The sequence below is a fragment of the Acinetobacter sp. ANC 3882 genome (genome assembly GCF_022549545.1).
In the GTDB taxonomy this organism is placed as follows: Bacteria; Pseudomonadota; Gammaproteobacteria; order Pseudomonadales; family Moraxellaceae; genus Acinetobacter.
On record NZ_JAKZGB010000004.1, the window covers coordinates 212097 to 229417 of the forward strand.

14 protein-coding genes are annotated in these 17321 nt (G+C 42.1%); 10 read left to right on the forward strand and 4 right to left on the reverse strand.

Annotation, left to right across the window (positions count from 1 at the left end):
• The first annotated feature begins 5 nt into the window (after window positions 1-5).
• From mreC to MMO42_RS10300, 5 genes are all read left to right on the forward strand, one after another.
• Entirely contained in the window at window positions 6-863 is an 858-nt protein-coding gene (gene mreC, locus MMO42_RS10280; protein WP_241320451.1) for a rod shape-determining protein MreC, read from the forward strand.
• Entirely contained in the window at window positions 850-1341 is a 492-nt protein-coding gene (gene mreD / locus MMO42_RS10285; protein ID WP_241320452.1) for a rod shape-determining protein MreD, read from the forward strand. Before mreC ends, mreD begins: the two co-directional genes overlap by 14 nt.
• Window positions 1329-1889 (forward strand): Maf-like protein, encoded by a 561-nt coding sequence (locus tag MMO42_RS10290; protein WP_241320453.1) that lies wholly within the window; start codon window positions 1329-1331, stop codon window positions 1887-1889. Before mreD ends, MMO42_RS10290 begins: the two co-directional genes overlap by 13 nt.
• 62 nt (window positions 1890-1951) lie before the next feature.
• Complete coding sequence (rng, locus tag MMO42_RS10295) at window positions 1952-3406, forward strand: ribonuclease G (protein WP_005296508.1); 1455 nt, start codon at window positions 1952-1954, stop codon at window positions 3404-3406.
• Between the two features lie 135 nt (window positions 3407-3541).
• Window positions 3542-3715 carry a PA1571 family protein gene (locus tag MMO42_RS10300; RefSeq protein ID WP_005296506.1) on the forward strand — a complete coding sequence of 58 codons (174 nt, stop codon included), beginning with the start codon at window positions 3542-3544 and terminating at the stop codon, window positions 3713-3715.
• Window positions 3716-3751: 36 nt separating this feature from the next.
• On the opposite strand, the gene MMO42_RS10305 is transcribed toward MMO42_RS10300, so the two are convergent.
• On the reverse strand, window positions 3752-5137 hold the full coding sequence (locus MMO42_RS10305) for a wax ester/triacylglycerol synthase family O-acyltransferase (protein ID WP_241320454.1): 1386 nt from the start codon (window positions 5135-5137) through the stop codon (window positions 3752-3754).
• 186 nt (window positions 5138-5323) lie between these two features.
• Window positions 5324-5944 (reverse strand): phosphoadenosine phosphosulfate reductase family protein, encoded by a 621-nt coding sequence (locus MMO42_RS10310; protein WP_005192766.1) that lies wholly within the window; start codon window positions 5942-5944, stop codon window positions 5324-5326.
• 208 nt (window positions 5945-6152) lie between these two features.
• Between MMO42_RS10310 and thrH the strand changes: the two genes are divergently transcribed.
• Window positions 6153-6770 carry a bifunctional phosphoserine phosphatase/homoserine phosphotransferase ThrH gene (gene thrH, locus MMO42_RS10315; RefSeq protein WP_005296503.1) on the forward strand — a complete coding sequence of 206 codons (618 nt, stop codon included), beginning with the start codon at window positions 6153-6155 and terminating at the stop codon, window positions 6768-6770.
• 74 nt (window positions 6771-6844) lie between these two features.
• On the opposite strand, the gene MMO42_RS10320 is transcribed toward thrH, so the two are convergent.
• A complete protein-coding gene (locus MMO42_RS10320; RefSeq protein ID WP_241320455.1) occupies window positions 6845-8074 on the reverse strand; it encodes an outer membrane protein transport protein in 1230 nt (409 codons plus the stop codon).
• 252 nt (window positions 8075-8326) lie between these two features.
• Complete coding sequence (locus MMO42_RS10325) at window positions 8327-9817, reverse strand: long-chain fatty acid transporter (protein ID WP_241320456.1); 1491 nt, start codon at window positions 9815-9817, stop codon at window positions 8327-8329.
• Between the two features lie 487 nt (window positions 9818-10304).
• Between MMO42_RS10325 and kdpA the strand changes: the two genes are divergently transcribed.
• Genes kdpA through MMO42_RS10345 form a run of 4 tightly spaced genes read left to right on the forward strand, consistent with a single transcriptional unit; the run spans window position 10305 to window position 17310 of the window.
• A complete protein-coding gene (gene kdpA / locus MMO42_RS10330) occupies window positions 10305-12002 on the forward strand; it encodes a potassium-transporting ATPase subunit KdpA (protein ID WP_241320457.1) in 1698 nt (565 codons plus the stop codon).
• A 16-nt stretch (window positions 12003-12018) separates the two neighbouring features.
• Window positions 12019-14031 (forward strand): potassium-transporting ATPase subunit KdpB, encoded by a 2013-nt coding sequence (gene kdpB / locus MMO42_RS10335; protein ID WP_241320458.1) that lies wholly within the window; start codon window positions 12019-12021, stop codon window positions 14029-14031.
• 9 nt (window positions 14032-14040) lie between these two features.
• Window positions 14041-14652 (forward strand): potassium-transporting ATPase subunit KdpC, encoded by a 612-nt coding sequence (gene kdpC / locus MMO42_RS10340; protein ID WP_241320459.1) that lies wholly within the window; start codon window positions 14041-14043, stop codon window positions 14650-14652.
• 12 nt (window positions 14653-14664) lie between these two features.
• Entirely contained in the window at window positions 14665-17310 is a 2646-nt protein-coding gene (locus tag MMO42_RS10345; protein ID WP_241320460.1) for a sensor histidine kinase KdpD, read from the forward strand.
• Window positions 17311-17321 lie beyond the last annotated feature (11 nt).

The window sequence follows — 17321 nt, forward strand, 5'->3', positions numbered from 1 at the left end:
AGGCGGTGCAACCGAATCTTTTTTCAAGACAACCGCCATCTTTTCGCTCATTTGTCATTGCGGCGATTACATGCTTGGTGGTGCTTTTCTTTGATTGGCGCATGCCTTATGTGATTCAACCTGCAAGGGATGTCTTGTACGCCGCGTATAATCCAATTTATGCGCTGGCAAGCTATCCTGTACTGTCGCGAGAATGGCTTAACCAACAAACCAAATCTGAAGCGCAATTGCGACGTGAAAACACGGCAATGCAAGCTGAACTGCTACAAGCACAAGTCCGTCTACAAAAACTTTCAGAACTTTCTGCGGAAAATAACCGTTTGAGAGGGCTTTTGGATACGCCACTGATTATTGATGGTCGTATGCAGATTGCGGAGGTGATCGGCACTGATGCTGATCCATTGCGTCATATTATTATCATTAACCGTGGTTCAGTTGATCATTTAAGTACAGGGCAAACTGTGCTCGATGACAAAGGGATTATGGGGCAGATTATTAATGTGTACCCGCATAGTGCCCGTATCATGTTGCTGTCTGACAAAGAGCATTCATTGTCTGTGCGTTTAGAGCGTACTGGCATGCGTGCGATTATTTCGGGCACAGGTGATTTAGGTCAGCTCAAAATGGAATATGTGCCGACCAGTGCCAATATTCAGGTTGGGGACAAAGTCTTTAGTTCAGGCTTGGGTGAACATTTTCCTGCGGGTTATTTAGTGGGAACCGTGTCTAAAGTCAGTCGTCATACTTCAGGTGAATTTGCCGAAATTGATGTCACACCTGCTGCTCAACTTGCCAGCGGTCATCATGTGGTGGTGCTCTTCTCTGAGTCCTTAGCGCAGGAGCAACCTTATGCTGATCGCTAAGCTTAATTACGAGAAACGCAAAGATCCACTTTGGATGATTATCCTCTCCATCGTGATCGGCTCTGTATTGATGGTTTATCCAATGGCCTATGAGGCCTCAGGCTGGCGACCATCAATCATGCTGATGATTATGCTGTTCTGGATTTTATATCAGCCTGTATGGTGTGGTGTCTGGTTTGCTTTCGGTATGGGGCTTTTTGCCGATTTGCTGTTGGATGCACCCTTTGGCTTAAATGCACTCAGTTTCGTCGTGATCAGTTTCGGGATACGTTACTTAATTCGTGAACGCCGTATTCTGACTTTTGGAAATTCGTGGGTGATAGCCGTTATCGCGGTTGTGACACACATTACGTTCCTCTGGATTAGCCAGACCATTTCAGGCACACATTTTTCGATTGCACGCCATTGGCAACCAGTTGTGACAAGTGTACTGATATGGCCACTGGTTTATTATTGCTTACATAAATGGCGCATATAATCCTCGCATCGAGCTCGCCTCGTCGGCAGGAGCTATTACAGCAACTGGGTTTGGACTTTGAAATTTATAGTCCCGATATCGATGAGGCTGTGCGAGATGGGGAAGCGGTTGAGCAATATGTGGAGCGTCTAGCACGAGCGAAGGCGCAGACAGTTTTAAATCAGTATCCTGACGCTATTGTGATTGCGGCAGATACCAGTTTAAGTTTTGCAGGGCAGATTATTGGTAAGCCAGAATCAAAGCAGCATGCCTTTGAAATCTGGTCAACACTTTCTGGACAATGGCATGAGGTCTACTCTGGAATTTGTGTGGCAAGCTCTGCTCGCATATTGAGTCATGTTGTAAAAACTAAAGTTGAGATGCAACAACTCAGTCATGCAGAAATGGAACAATATTGGGCGACGGGTGAGCCTTTAGGCAAAGCTGGCGCATATGCCATACAGGGAATTGCGGCAAAATATATTCCGCAGATTCGAGGCAGTTATAGCAATGTTGTTGGCTTGCCTTTATATGAGATTGCACAGTTATTAGAAAGCGTTAAAGCATAGGCGTTAGATGCCTGAGCTGACACTTTCGGATATAAGAATTTTTATAAAATTTTGAGTTTGTTATGGCAGAAGAGTTGCTGATTAACGTCACGCCGATGGAATGTCGTGTGGCATTGATTGAAAATGGAACAGTCAATGAATTATTCGTTGAACGCACTGTAAAGCGTGGCTTAGTGGGTAATATTTACAAGGGTAAAGTGGTACGCGTACTCCCAGGTATGCAGGCTGCCTTTGTTGATATTGGTTTATCTCGAACTGCTTTTCTACATATCAACGATATGGTGTGGTCTCGTTCGCAACCCACGCCAAACGTTTTCGAACTTTTACATCCTGGGCAAATGCTCACTGTCCAAGTCATGAAAGATATGCTGGGTACCAAAGGCGCTCGCCTAAGTACTGATCTTTCCATCCCATCGCGTTACCTCGTTCTCATGCCTTATGGCAATCACATTGGCGTGTCTCAGCGCATTGAGTCAGAAGAAGAGCGTGACCGTTTACGTGGCATTATTGAACATATTCAGGCAGAACATAATTTGCCGGGAAGTGTGATTGTTCGTACTGCGGCAGAAGGCGTGGATGAAGCTGCGATTGCACAGGATATGTGTTATCTGAGTAAACTGTGGGAGTTTATTCAGCGTAAGCAAAAAGAAGCGGCAACGGCTGAACTGATTTTTGAAGAACTCCCTTTACCACAACGCATCATCAGAGATTTAGCCAGTGATGAAACTGCTAAAATCTATGTGGATTCACGTGAGATTCATGGCAAGCTTAGTGAGTTTGTAGATGAGTTTGTTCCAACCATTCAAAATCGCCTAATCCACTATCCAGGTGAAAAGCCACTTTTCGATTTGTATAACGTCGAAGAAGATATTCAAAAAGCGTTGCAAACCCGAGTCGCTCTCAAGTCTGGTGGCTATCTGATGATTGATCAGACCGAAGCCATGACCACGATTGATGTCAACACAGGTTCATATGTTGGTGGACGTAGTTTAGAAGACACCGTATTTAAAACCAATATGGAAGCAACTCAAGTGATCGCACGACAACTTCGTCTGCGTAATTTGGGTGGCATTCTGATTATTGATTTTATCGACATGCAAGAAGCTGAGCATCGTGAAGAAGTGATGCGTCAATTTGAACGAATGCTGGAACGTGATCACGCCAAGACTAAAATTACCCAAGTTTCGGAACTGGGTTTGGTTGAAATGACCCGTAAACGCACCCGTGAATCGCTAGAACATTTGCTGTGTGAGTCATGTCCAACCTGCCAAGGGCGGGGCTATGTGAAGACAGCAGAGACAGTATGTTACGAGATATTTCGAGAGGTCATGCGTTATGCGCGTGCATTTGATTCCAAGGGTGGCTTTACTGTCGTTGCTCATCCAGCCGTGATAGATCGGCTATTAACAGCAGAAGCCCCAGCTGTCGCGGATCTAGAACATTTTGTGAATCGGGTGATCAAATTCCAAGTGGAAAATCTATATACGCAAGAGCAATACGATATCATTTTGACCTAAAGTTGTAACAAGATTTCGCTTAATCCTTGTTACAACTGAAATTTTACTTTCTATCACGAATTTTAAATACTAGAACCATAAAATGAGCCATAGGTACTTTTCGGTGCCTTAGCAAATAATATGAGGTATCTAATTATGAATGTGAGTGAAAGATTAGTGAATCACGGTTTTAAGCATGTATTAGACAGTAACCCTGTAAACACATGTTATATGGTAGATAGCCAAGGTAAAGAAGTTCCGATTACCACGGCAATGATTCGTTCAGCCTGCCATCAGCTATTACAGCGCTGCCGCACAATTAAAAAATAAGGGGCTATTCGAAGCCCCTTAATTTTTTCTCTACACTTAATTCGCAACTTTTTGTTGAGGCAAGCCTTGAATTGCTTGTTCAAAACGTTGAATTTCTTCTTCTAAATGTGTCAGTAGGTTTTGCATTTTTGGCAAAGCATTACGACATGCAATCAGACCCACTTCCAGTTTATCTAAATAACTGGTCATGGTGATATTCAGTGCCTGACCATCCATCACAATCGATGCAGGGTAGAGCGCATCGAGTTTGGCACCATTCCAGTACAGCGGTTCACGCGGACCTGGTACGTTTGAGATGACAAGGTTAAATGCCTGCCGTTTAGGTAACATGCCTGATGCAATGTTTAAACCTGCTGGGCCATACACTACCGCACTATAATTCAAAATTTCATTGGCAGTCATACGGCTAAAACGTTGTTTCGAGTTCTGCACGCTGCGACGAATGATTTCCAGACGTTCAATTGGATCTTCAATATGTGTTGCCAGATTTGCCAAAATCATGGTGATGCGGTTACTGACATCTGAATCATCTGTACGAAGTGATGCAGGCACCATCGCAATCAACGGTTTCTTTGGCAAGCTATTGTGACTGATTAAGTATTCACGTAATGCACCAGAACATACCGCTAAGATGACGTCATTCAACGTTACACCCAAAGATTTGGCAATACGACGGAAACGGCCCAGCTCAAAAGATTGCGCTGCAAAACGACGTGAGGAGCTTACACGTTGATTCAGAATCGACGGTGGGGCTTGGAAGGTTGAGACATAGTCAGGATTTTTGCCAATCTCTTTAAAGATGGTTTGAGAAAGCTCTTGCATCACTTTCGGTGCAACTTCAAGTTGAGATTTAATCCCTTCCATGACACTCTTAATTTTGCTGACTGTTGGTGGCTTAGGGGCTTTTAAACGCTTGGTTCGTTTTCCTTCCACACACCAAAGTGGCACAACATGCTTTTCATTTGGATCATGAGAGAGTGATTTTTCAATCAGACGCATGCCAGCCACGCCATCTACCATGGCATGATGTATTTTGAAATACATGGCAAAGCGATTGCCTTCAATGCCTTCAATCACATCACAGGTCCAGAGCGGCTTAGCACGATCGATTAATGAGCTATGCTGCTGCGAAATATACACAAGTAATTCGCGAATACGTCCTGGATTAGGCAAAGCGATATGACGGAAATGATGGTCGATATCAAACTCGCTATCTTCACCCCAAAACAAACCATTCAACTGATTGTTAAAGGGTGGAACAGGAATACTTTTAGATTGGCGAATTTCATTGACTAGATCGTGCACAAATGTGGGTGAAGCGTTCTCTGGAAGCTCGAATAAAAACAATCCACCTACATGCATAGGTTGTTGCCTTTTCTCTAGCGAGAGAAAGATAAAATCAATCGGGTGTAGTGGGCGCATAGCAGATCTAGCCTCTTCATCGCATTTTTTCTAAGATACTCTCATGGAGCTCTTATTAGAATTATTGGAACCGTTCTGCGCAGTATATACTGTTTGTTCTGGTTAAAATATGACTTTAGACAAGCGAGTCAGAAAAAGTAAAACCACTGACGAATCAGTGGTTTTACTTTAATAAAGGTCTTGAATTTAGTGATTTAGGTGTAAACCACATTCGCGGTGTTCTTCACCTTTGGTCGGATCAAAATAATCTTCATTGTCAGGTAAGTTGTGTTTTTGCATATATTCCCATAAGTCTTTTGAAGTCCATTTTAATAATGGGGCAACTTTGATAAGACCATCTGGATTAATACTCACTGGATCCATTTCTGCACGAACAGCAGTATCCGTTGCGCGTAAAGCGGTAAACCAAACTTTTGGTGCAGTTTCACGTAAGGCACGTTCAAATGGTTCTAGCTTTACTTCAGCAGTAAAAGCTTCATGTTTTGGATCATCAAGCGCAGGAACAGTGCCTTCCAATGCCTCTCGATGAGCACGTGAACGTTTTGGTAAATAGGTGAGAAGGTTCAAATTGAGTAATTTTGTAATTTCATCGACATATTTATAAGTCGTTTCAGTATTGTAGCCATTGTCCATCCATACCACTTGGATATCAGGTTTGACACGGGTCAACATATGTAAAATGACAGCTTCAAATGGACGAAAATTAGTGGTCACAATAGCTTTTTCATTTAAGCTTAATGCCCATTCAACTAATTTTTCAGCATCATTGCCAAATTCTGTATTGATTTGATCCAAGTTTAAAGTCATAACGCGTTGCCTTTTATGCTCATCGGTCTTCGTCGTATACACGACACACTACATCATATAGTAATGCAATTATGTTGAGTCGGATATGTCCCCGACGGAAATTCTTATTCAAAAAATCTATGGTTAGAGCATGAAAAAAGGGCGATTCTTGAACAGCTCTCCATGTTAAACTAGCGCAATTTTTAACAGATAGGACAGGTGGATAAGCATGGAAATTGTATGCCTAGATCTTGAAGGGGTTTTAGTTCCAGAAATCTGGATTAACTTTGCAAAAAAAACAGGGATTAAAGAACTTGAAGCAACCACACGTGATATTCCAGATTACGATGTGCTCATGACTCAACGTTTGAATATCTTAAAACAGCATGGTTTGGGTTTAAATGATATTCAGGCAGTGATTGCAGATATGGGGCCTTTTGAAGGTGCAAAAGAGTTTGTGGAGTGGGTGCGTACTCATTTTCAACTGATTATTTTATCTGATACGTTTTATGAGTTCGCTCATCCATTGATGAAACAATTGGGATGGCCAACGATTTTCTGTCATAAACTTGAGACAGATGAAAATGGCATGATTACCGCGTATAAATTGCGTCAACCTGATCAAAAGCGTCAAGCGGTAAAAGCATTACATGGCTTAAACTTCCGCGTTATTGCGGCGGGTGACTCTTATAATGATACCACCATGCTGGGTGAAGCTGATCACGGTTTCTTGTTTGATGCGCCAGACAATGTGATTGCCGAGTTCCCACAATTCCCACCACTGCATGGCTATGAAGCTTTAAAACAGGCGATTCGTTCTGTATCACAACGTGATATCCCAGAGTAAAGAATCCTCCCCAACCCTCCTTTAGAAAAGGAGGGAGTTTCCCCTTTTTTTAAAGAGGGGTTAGGGGAAATTGCTTAGAACTTATAACCAATTTTTAAGCCATATGCGATTGCATCATTATTCTCAAATTCAGCTACATAGCCGGGTGTATTGAATTGAGAACCTGATTGCGCTTTTGCATCGCCAAGCCAGAAGTATTTCACACCACCTGCAATAAAGGTCGCAGGCGTAGGGCTATATTGAACACCGACACCAACATTCCAATAGCCTTCTGTTGGACCTAATGTAGTGACTGGGTTACCTGCACCTGAATCCCAGCCCACTGATAGATTGCCTGCCCATTGGTCATTGATTTTACGACCGACACCCGCAGTAATCGAGTATTGATCTTCGGTATAGGCAACAAGATCAAAACCGTCTTTTTTACCTGTATTTTTTACAATAAATGGTAGAACTGAACCTTCACCAAATTTATATGGACGGATGGCAAAGTCTTTCCAGTTCACCCAACGTAAATTGGCAAATGCAACCGTGTTTTCCATGATCCCCGTTTGGAAATCAAGATTGATGGATTGCGGTGTAGTGATTTCAGTTTGGCCTTCAGCATTATTAATTTGAGTAAAACCTGCATTAAGCTCTGGATATGGTGTCATACCCGCCGAGCCATGCTTTTCATAAGCATTCATTTCATGCTTGATTTTGGCACGGTAAGTTAAAGAGGCTTTGAGTGCAATTTCAGGAATTTGATAAGCAACCCCTGCTAACCAACCCACAGCTTCATCGCGGCCTGTTTTAAAATCATAGCCGTTATAAGCACTATAGCTTGCACCACGTAATAACACAGTACTGTCTAAAGTTTGGTAAACCGCACCTGCATAGAGGTTCCAGTTTTGATTCGGTTGGTAACCAAATAACAGGTTTAAGTTTTCGGTATCAACGGTAACAGATGTACCACCCTTAAATGGAACAGGGCGGCTTTCGATAAAGTTACTTGTGCCCGTATATTCTGCATCGGCGCCATAAGGCTGGTCATAAATAAGACCAATCGAGAATTTTTCGGTTGCTTGAATTTTTAAGGCTGCATTTGGCGAGTAGTAATGATTCGCCATATTCCCTGTATTGTTTTGAGATATGTCCTTACCTGATACGTTTGGATCAAGAACTGTAATACCCGCTTCAAAATAATTGTTTGGCTGTAGGAACGCTGCAATTGATTGACCTGAGCGATCCAGTGCTGCGGCAAATGTTGTCGTTGTTGGGACTAAGCTAAGTAGTAGAGCCGTTTGAATAGCATTCAGCTTCATTAATATGTTCTCTCAAATCACTTTGTAACAGAATGGCGCGGAAAGTAACATAATTTTTATTCGCTTAAATATTTTACAAATGTCAATAAATGAACTGGCAAGGTCACGAAAAATAGTTGAGCATTCAAGTTTTATCTTGGTGTTTATAAGATTTGAAAGGAATATTAAATATTGATCTATTGATTTGATTTTATTTATTAAAGCACAATAAAAAAGGCCATCCTAAGATGACCTTTGTTTTATAAATTCTGATTAGAATTTATAACCAATTTTCAAACCGTAAGCGATTGCATTGTTGTCTTCAAACTTAGCAACATATTCATTACCGCCTGCTTGAGCACCAGTTTGCGCTTTAGCATCGCCTAACCAGAAGTATTTCACACCGCCAGCAATAAATGTTGCAGGAGTAGGGCTATATTGAAGGCCTACACCAACGTTCCAATAACCTTCTGTTGGGCCAAGTGTTGTTACAGGGTTGCCTGCACCAGAATCCCAACCTACAGAAACGTTACCCGCCCATTGCTCGCTCAGTTTACGTCCAACACCTGCGTTTACAGACCATTGGTCATCAGAATATTCAACTAAGTTAAAGCCATTTGGACGACCAACTAAGCCACCAATTTGTTTAGACAACAAACCAAACTTATATGGTTGGATCGAGAAATCTTTCCAGTTGACCCAACGAACGTTTGCAAATGCAACGGTGTTCGCCATGATACCTGTTTGGAAATCTAAGTTAACAGATTGAGGTGTTGTGATTTTGGTTTTTTTACCTGCGCTACCTTCTTCAAGTGCTTGAGCTTGAGCCAATGCTTCAGCAGGAGAAATACCTAATAAGCCAGCCAAAACAGCAGGGTTACTTGTTAATGCTGATGTGACTGCAAATTTTTCATTGATGTTAACTTTATGATCGATTTCAGAACGGTAAGTCACTGATGCTTTTAATGCGATTTCAGGAATTTGATATGCTGCACCGACTAACCAACCCGCGCCGCCAGTTTCTTTGATATCAGCATCGTAACCATTATAGATACTGTAAGCAGTACCACGTAGGTTTACTTTACCTTTTACAGTTTGGTAAACACCACCAGCATAAAGGTTCACATTTTTAATTGGTTGATAACCAAAAACCAGTGAAATATTTTGGGTGTCAACTTCAACACCAGTGTTACCTGTTCCTAATGATGCATTGGCATCCGCAAGGCCTTTTTGTAATGCTTTAACTGGAGCACTATTTAAGAAACCTTGAGTTACTGCAGCTTGAGCTTGAGCTGGAGTCATACCGCCCTGTACAAGCCCTGCAATTTGTTGTTGACCTGTTGGAGAAGTTAAGTAGTCACTTACTTTCTTTTGCACTAAAGCATTTGTTCTTTCAACAGGTAAAACAGTATCAGAACCAGGATTTGATACAAATACATTATTGCCTGTGTATTGGGCATCAGCACCAAATGGTTGGTCATAAAGAAGACCAAAAGAAACATTGTCAGTCAGTTGAAGTTTTAATGCAGCACTTGGGAAGTAATAATCATCACCCATATCGCCGATTTTACGGGTAGTTGATGATGAACCTGCTTCCTGACCTTTAACTGTTGGGTCTAGAACCGAAATACCCGCTTCAAAATAGTTACCCGGCTGTAAAAATGCAGACATAGATTGACCTGAACGGTCTAACGCAGCTGCAAAAACTCCAGTTGCAGGTAGCGTTGCTAAGATCATGGCAGTGCTAAGATGTTTTAATTTCATTGTAATCTTTCCTTGAACTTCAAGATTCTTAAGTGTTAAGAAGCTATGATCTGACAACAAAAAAGTTATCTATCGTGATTGGCTATAACTTCATGTAACAAAAATACCATAATTAAAATAAGAGTAAATGTTCTAAATGAACTAAGCAGTACGAAGGATTAGATGAAAATGGACAAAAATAAATCTTAAAAAATTTATATACATATGTGTTTTTATTTATAAAATAATGATAAATATGAATTATTATTTTAAAATAAGAATCATTATTTTTTGCATTTTTTAGAAAAAGTTTTTTCATATGGTCAAAGATTTTTTGTAAAAAGTAGGTTTTATTTCTCCATATTTACTTTTTAGGCATTTTTTTAAACACTTTTAATCTCGCTCAAATAATTTACGCAAAATTTACGCCTTCTGATTCTTTCAATATAGAGAATTTACGTCCCCAATTTCCATACTAAAGCTGACCTATTTTTAAATGGCATTTGCTATGTGGGAATTTATTTCTGTATTTGTCCTTTCCTTACTGTTGGCTTATCCGCTCGGTGCTTATCTTGCCGACGTGATGCAAGTAAAGCCAATGAAAAGTGACAGGTTGTTTAACTGGATCGAGCAACCAATTTATGCCGTACTTGGCGTAAAGCGCTGTGGTATGAACTGGCGCCAATATCTTGCTGCTTTTATCTTTAGCAATATTTTACTGCTTGGAGCAAGTGTCACAATCCTGATGACACAGGCATGGCTACCACTAAACCCAGATCATATTCCCAATATGAATTGGGATTTAGCATTGCATACCACGATTTCATTTTTGACCAATACCAATCAGCAGCATTATTCAGGGCAGGCCCAATTGTCTTATTTATCGCAAATGACCGTGATTGTCGGTTTGCAATATTTATCGCCAATTATTGGGCTTGCATTATTGGTCGCAATGTTAAGAGCTTTGTTCTTGCAATCAGATCAAAACAAAGCTTCAGCGCCAAACAATTGGAATCAGATCAATTTAGGCAATTACTGGATGGATATCATCCGACCATTGTTTAGATTCTTTATTCCACTTGGTTTAGTTTTTTCTTTGCTGCTTACTTTTCAAGGTGTGCCAGCAACCTTGTCTGCGGGACCAACAGCGCAGGTCTTAGATCAAAGCGCTGAGGTGCAGACACAACATATTCCATTTGGTCCTGTTGCGCCCATGGTTGCCATTAAACAGCTTGGCAGTAACGGTGGTGGTTGGTATGGCCCAAATAGTAGTGTGCCTTTAGAAAACCCTACACCGTTGTCCAATGTGATTGAGATGATGGCGATCTTACTGATCCCGTTGTCAGTTGTGTTTATGGTTGGACGCTTTATCCAACGTAAAAAACTGATGTGGATGATTTTTGGCAGTATGTTGTTGATGTCATTGATTTCTACCTCTTTGGCTTTCTGGGCTGAAAAATCATCTTTGAGTCCTAATGTCGCTTTGATGGAAGGCAAAGAAGTACGTTTTGGGGAGGATGCATCGGCACTTTGGGCAAGTCTCACCACACAAGTGAACAATGGTTCAGTCAACATGATGCATGACTCAGCCTCACCACTCACAGGCTTGGTTGAACTGTGCAATATGCTGATCAATGCCATCTGGGGTGGGATTGGCTGTGGTTTATTACAGTTCTTTATTTATCTATTTTTAGCAGTATTTATCGCGGGCTTAATGACGGGACGTACCCCTGAATTATTTGGTCGAAAAGTAGAAGTCACTGAAATTAAGCTTTTGGCTCTTGTGATCTTGTTACAACCTGTGGTGATTCTTGGTTTGACTGCGATCGCAATCGCATTTCCAACGCTGACAGGCAATTCCAATCCAGCTTTTCATGGTATTAGCCAAGTATTTTATGAATATGTCTCTGCCTATGCCAACAATGGCTCTGGTTTTGAAGGACTAAGCGATAACACACTATGGTGGAATCTGAGTGCCAGTGTGGCTTTATTGGCAGGTCGTTATAGCGTGTTGATTATTCCTGTTTTAATTGCAGTCAGCCTAGCAACCAAACCACAAGCTGCTGAAAGCAAAGGATCTTTACACATCGAATCACCCACATTTGCACTGACTTTAATCGGGATTGTGTTGATTCTCACCTTATTGCAATTCATGCCAGTGTTGGTGATCGGACCAATTGCTGACTATCTGTCTATAAAAGTTTAAGTGTGGAGCAAGCACAATGAAACATTCAAATGCGACACAACACATGGATATTTTGAATAAAGAAATCCTTCAACAAACTTTTTATAAGCTATTGCCGCAATATGCATTTAAAAATCCAGTCATGGCATGTGTATGGGTGGGCACACTCTTAACAATTGCAGCGACCTTGATGGGAAGTACCAGCTTCGGTTTCGGTGTAGTGTTGAGCTTGATTCTATTGGTCACCGTATTATTCGCCAATTATGCTGAAGCAGTCGCAGAAGCTAAAGGACGCGGGCAGGCAGCATCCTTACGCCAAGCGCGTGAAAACTTAACTGCTAATCGGATTGCTGATCTGGATGCAGCGCCGGTGGTCATCTCTGCAAACCTACTCAAAAAAGATGATTTAGTCATTGTTAAAGCTGGTGAAATTGTCCCTGCGGATGGAGAGATTATTCAAGGTTTCGCGACCATTAATGAGTCTGCGGTGACCGGTGAGTCTGCGCCAGTGTTACGTGAAGCCAATACTGACCGTTCAGGTGTCATTGGGGGAACCAAAGTTTTATCTGATGAAATTATGATTCGGGTCAGTAATGAAGCGGGACATAGCTTTCTAGACCGTATGATTGCATTGGTTGAAGGTGCCAATCGCCAAAAAACACCGAATGAGATTGCACTAAGTGTCTTACTCAATATCATGACCATCACCTTTATTGTCGTGGTCGCGACCTTGCCATTCATTGGGGCAATGGTCGGGATCAAAATCAGTCTAGTCTTGTTGATTGCTTTACTGGTGTGTTTGATTCCAACCACGATTGGAGGATTGCTGCCTGCGATTGGGATTGCAGGCATGAACCGCGCCTTAAAAGCCAATGTTCTCGCTAAATCAGGCAAGGCTGTCGAAGTTGCGGGTGATATTGATGTGCTGCTATTAGATAAAACAGGCACGATCACCTATGGCGATCGTCAAGCCACTGCCTTTTATCCTTTGGCAGGCGTAAGCCCAAGTGAGTTACGCCAAGCCGCAATGTTAACTTCTTTTGCCGACCCAACTCCTGAAGGGAAGTCGGTAATCAGCCTTGGGAAAGAATTGGGTGAAAGCATTCAAGAGCCAAAAGATGCAGAATTTATCCAGTTTAGTGCTGCAACACGCTTATCTGGTGTGGATTTAGTCACAGGGCAAAGCATTCGTAAAGGTGCTGTGGATGCGATTCTTAAATTTACCAACCAAGACATTAGGGATAACGTTGAGCTTAAAACCCGCGTGGAACAGGTTGCATCGAAAGGTGCGACCCCACTCGTGGTTGCTTCGAATCACAGTATTTTAGGGGTGATTGAACTCTCAGATGTGATTAAACAAGGGATTAAAGAACGCTTTGCACTATTACGTGAGATGGGCATTAAAACCATTATGGTCACAGGGGACAATCCATTGACTGCCGCTGCGATTGCAGCTGAAGCAGGGGTAGATGATTATATTGCCGAGGCACGACCTGAAGATAAACTGGCTTGTATTCGCAAAGAACAAGCGGCTGGTAAATTGGTGGCGATGGTGGGTGATGGAACCAATGATGCGCCTGCTTTGGCTCAAGCAGATATTGGTTTAGCCATGAATTCAGGCACCCAAGCAGCCAAAGAAGCAGGCAATATGGTGGACCTTGATTCAGATCCAACCAAACTGTTGGATGTCGTGGAAATTGGGAAGCAGCAATTAATCACCCGTGGTGCATTAACCACCTTTTCTTTGGCAAATGATGTGTCTAAATACTTTGTAATTTTACCTGCATTGTTTGCTGTGGCAATTCCTCAACTTGGGGTGCTCAATATTTTGCAACTGAGCAGTCCAAGTAGTGCTGTGATTTCAGCATTGATATTTAATGCGCTAATTATCCCGATGTTGATTCCATTGGCACTAAAAGGGGTACAGTTTAAGCCTGCCAGTGCCTTGCAATTATTACGCCGTAATATGTTGATCTATGGTGTTGGTGGAGTGATTTTCCCTTTTATTGCGATCAAGTTGATTGACCTTGTTGTGTCATTGTGGATTTAGGAGAAAGAAATGAATACATTAGAAAATCTGCCCTTATCAACCGAAGTTCAGTCTGCGCTACGCCCGAGTATAGGTTTGATCTTGGTTGGCTTTTTGATTGCAGGTGTGTTGTATAGTGCGGTAAGCGTTTCTATCGCTCAATTGCTCTTCCCAAAGCAGGCGAATGGTAGTTTGATTGAGCTGAATGGAAAGATTGTGGGTTCGAGTTTAGTTGGGCAGAATTTCGTGAGTGAGCAATATTTTCATGCTCGCCCCAGTGCGGTAAATTACAGTGTAGATGGAATGGCAGGGAGCAATTTAGCGGTCTCCAATCCTGATTTGCAAAAACACATTAAAGAAAGAACACTACACTTTGCGCAGTACAATCAGATTGCTGAGCAGCAGGTACCACTGGACATGATCACTGCATCAGGCAGTGGGATTGATCCAGATATTTCACCTGAAAGTGCCTTGTTACAGGTGAAACGAGTGGCACAGCAGCGTCATTTATCAGAATCACAGGTCAAAGATTTAGTACAGCAACAGATTCAGCCTGCACAGTTTGGTTTATATGGGCAAGCGAGGGTTAATGTTCTACAACTGAATTTGGCCCTAGATCAATTGTCATCGACCACACGTTGATAGAGTGTAATTATGCAGATCGACCGTAATAACAAAGCTGATGCATGGCTGGCACATAGTCAACGTGAACAGTCTGGACGTCTGACCATTTTCTTGGGGGCTGCGCCTGGTGTAGGGAAAACCTATGCGATGCTGACCCGAGCACATGAGTTGATGCAGCAAGGGCAGCAGGTTGTGGTTGGATTAGTCGAAACCCATGGTCGATCTGATACCGAACGTTTGATTCAGGGGCTTAATGTTATTCCTAGAAAGATTATGGAATATCAAGGGCGAGACCTGGAAGAGATGGATCTCGACCAAATTCTTAAGTTAAAACCTGAAATTGTGTTGGTTGATGAGCTGGCACATCGGAATGTACCAAATAGCCGGCATGAATATCGCTGGCAGGATGTGAATGAATTATTAGATGCAGGTATCGATGTCTATAGCACCTTGAATATTCAGCATCTGGAAAGTCTCAATGATGTGGTGTATCAGATCACGGGGATTCGGGTTAGCGAAACCGTACCTGATGCGTTGTTAAAACGTTTGAAAGATATTCGTCTGGTCGATCTACCTGTGCCTGAATTATTAGAACGTATGAATCACGGCAAGATTTATTTGGCTGATGTTGCACCGCATGCACTGCAAGGTTTTTTTAAACCCGCACATTTAACCGCCTTACGTGATTTAGCGATTCAAACCGTTGCAGGACAAGTTGAAATTGATTATCGGGAAAAGTTTGTCGCACAAGGACAGATTATCCCGATTCAGAATCATGTCATGTTGGCGATTGATGGATCAGAGTTTTCGGAGGACTTGGTACGGCGGGCGCATCGTATTGCCGAAAGGCGCAATGCAGCTTGGAGTGTGATTTCGATTCAAAAAAGTCAGAATTCCAATACACAAGTTTTTGCAGTGACCAAAGCCTTTAATTTGGCACGTAAACTAGGTGCAGATACCTATTTGCTCTATAGCAATCATATTGCGTCGACCATTTTACAGGCGGCCTATGATTATGGTGCATCGAATATTCTGCTCGGCAAAAGTCCTCAGAAATCATTATGGCAGCGTTTGTTCTCAGACCATATTGCCGATCAACTATTAGAAAAGCAGCATCCTTTTGAAATTACTTTTGTTCAGCCCTTAAAAACCAAAAATCATGAGATGAAGCAGGTCGATAGCACTGCTTCAGCGTGGTCGAAACAAGCATTGACGTTTCATCCACGTGAAATGATTGAAAGTATTTTGATTGTGTTATTGGGTTTAATCGCGGCAACGGTGAGTGATCATTTTATTGGTTATAGTGAGTTAGCTTTAATTTTTGTGGTCACGGTGCTTGTGGTTGCAATGCGTGCAAGGATGTTCATCACGATTCTAAGTGTTTTGATTTGTTTCTTGCTCTATAACTATTTATTTATTGAGCCACGCTTTACCTTTCGAATTAGTGCCGAGCGTGGGGTGATGACGATTGTTATCTTTATCGTTTCAGCCCTGCTGGTGGGGCGTTTGGCCAATCAGTTACGTGCTCAGGTATTGAGTTTACGTGCAGCGAACTCGCTCTCTTTACAGCTACAAGAATTGGAACGGAAATTATCCAACTGTGTTGATATTGAACAAGTCTTAAGTGTCGCCAAACAACATTTGGAAAGTTCTTTAAATGCTGTGGTTTTGCTTCGGATCGGAACACAGGAATTGGGCGATTATTCTGTATTTAATGAAAAAGATCAGATTGCAGCAAATTGGACTCAGAAAAACGCTAAGCCGTGTGGCCGTTTTACCAATACCTTAACCCAGTCTGAATGGTGGTTTAATCCGCTCAATCTCGTCGGTGGATTTGGGGTGATTGCGATACGTTTTCAGCAAAATGCAGAAAATATCAGTTTTGAACAACAACGTCTGGCTGAGTTGATGATCGATGATATTGCCCAAACGGCTTCTCGGGTGCAGTTGTCTTTACAGTTAGAAAATTCACGAGTGGTGGCTGAAACTGAAAAGTTACGTTCTGCGCTCTTGTCTTCGGTTTCGCATGACCTACGCTCACCTTTGGCCGCGATGATTGGTTCTGCGGATAGTCTGAAATACTACGGTGAGCAAATGTCAGAACAAGATCGACATGAATTGTTAGATACCATTCATGTCGAAGGTGAACGCTTGGATCGTTATATTCAAAACTTATTGGATATGACCCGACTCGGTCATCAAGGTTTAAGTTTAAGCAGAGACTGGATCGGGGTGGAAGAACTGATAGGATCTGCCACCCAACGATTGAAACGATATCAACCCAAGGTCAATATTAATGTGGCTTTGAGTGAGGATTTACCCCAACTCTACGTACATCCAGCATTAATTGAACAAGCGATTTTCAATGTATTGGAAAATGCTGCCAAGTTTTCACCTGATGATGTACCCATCAAAGTAACAATCAAACAAGAGGATAATTTCCTGCAGATTGATATCGTCGATCAAGGTGTTGGGATTCCCGAAGATGAACGCGAGCAAATCTTTGATATGTTCTATACCATGCAACGTGGAGATCGTGGTAAAACAGGAACAGGCTTAGGTCTCGCCATTGTAAAAGCCATTATTGGGGCGCATATGGGCAGTATTGAAGCCTTGGCAAGCACACAGGGTCAGGGCACCTTGATTAGAATACGATTACCACTTCATCAGGATTAAAATCATCATTT

What these genes read in the sequence shown, in the direction of transcription:
- MMO42_RS10325 (WP_241320456.1), bottom strand. Translation starts at nt 9,817, where the DNA reads ATGAAATTAAAACATCTTAGCACTGCCATGATCTTAGCAACGCTACCT.
- MMO42_RS10290 (WP_241320453.1), top strand. Translation starts at nt 1,329, where the DNA reads ATGGCGCATATAATCCTCGCATCGAGCTCGCCTCGTCGGCAGGAGCTA.
- MMO42_RS10305 (WP_241320454.1), bottom strand. Translation starts at nt 5,137, where the DNA reads ATGCGCCCACTACACCCGATTGATTTTATCTTTCTCTCGCTAGAGAAA.
- thrH (WP_005296503.1), top strand. Translation starts at nt 6,153, where the DNA reads ATGGAAATTGTATGCCTAGATCTTGAAGGGGTTTTAGTTCCAGAAATC.
- MMO42_RS10345 (WP_241320460.1), top strand. Translation starts at nt 14,665, where the DNA reads ATGCAGATCGACCGTAATAACAAAGCTGATGCATGGCTGGCACATAGT.
- kdpA (WP_241320457.1), top strand. Translation starts at nt 10,305, where the DNA reads ATGTGGGAATTTATTTCTGTATTTGTCCTTTCCTTACTGTTGGCTTAT.
- rng (WP_005296508.1), top strand. Translation starts at nt 1,952, where the DNA reads ATGGCAGAAGAGTTGCTGATTAACGTCACGCCGATGGAATGTCGTGTG.
- mreD (WP_241320452.1), top strand. Translation starts at nt 850, where the DNA reads ATGCTGATCGCTAAGCTTAATTACGAGAAACGCAAAGATCCACTTTGG.
- kdpC (WP_241320459.1), top strand. Translation starts at nt 14,041, where the DNA reads ATGAATACATTAGAAAATCTGCCCTTATCAACCGAAGTTCAGTCTGCG.
- MMO42_RS10310 (WP_005192766.1), bottom strand. Translation starts at nt 5,944, where the DNA reads ATGACTTTAAACTTGGATCAAATCAATACAGAATTTGGCAATGATGCT.
- MMO42_RS10320 (WP_241320455.1), bottom strand. Translation starts at nt 8,074, where the DNA reads ATGAAGCTGAATGCTATTCAAACGGCTCTACTACTTAGCTTAGTCCCA.
- MMO42_RS10300 (WP_005296506.1), top strand. Translation starts at nt 3,542, where the DNA reads ATGAATGTGAGTGAAAGATTAGTGAATCACGGTTTTAAGCATGTATTA.
- kdpB (WP_241320458.1), top strand. Translation starts at nt 12,019, where the DNA reads ATGAAACATTCAAATGCGACACAACACATGGATATTTTGAATAAAGAA.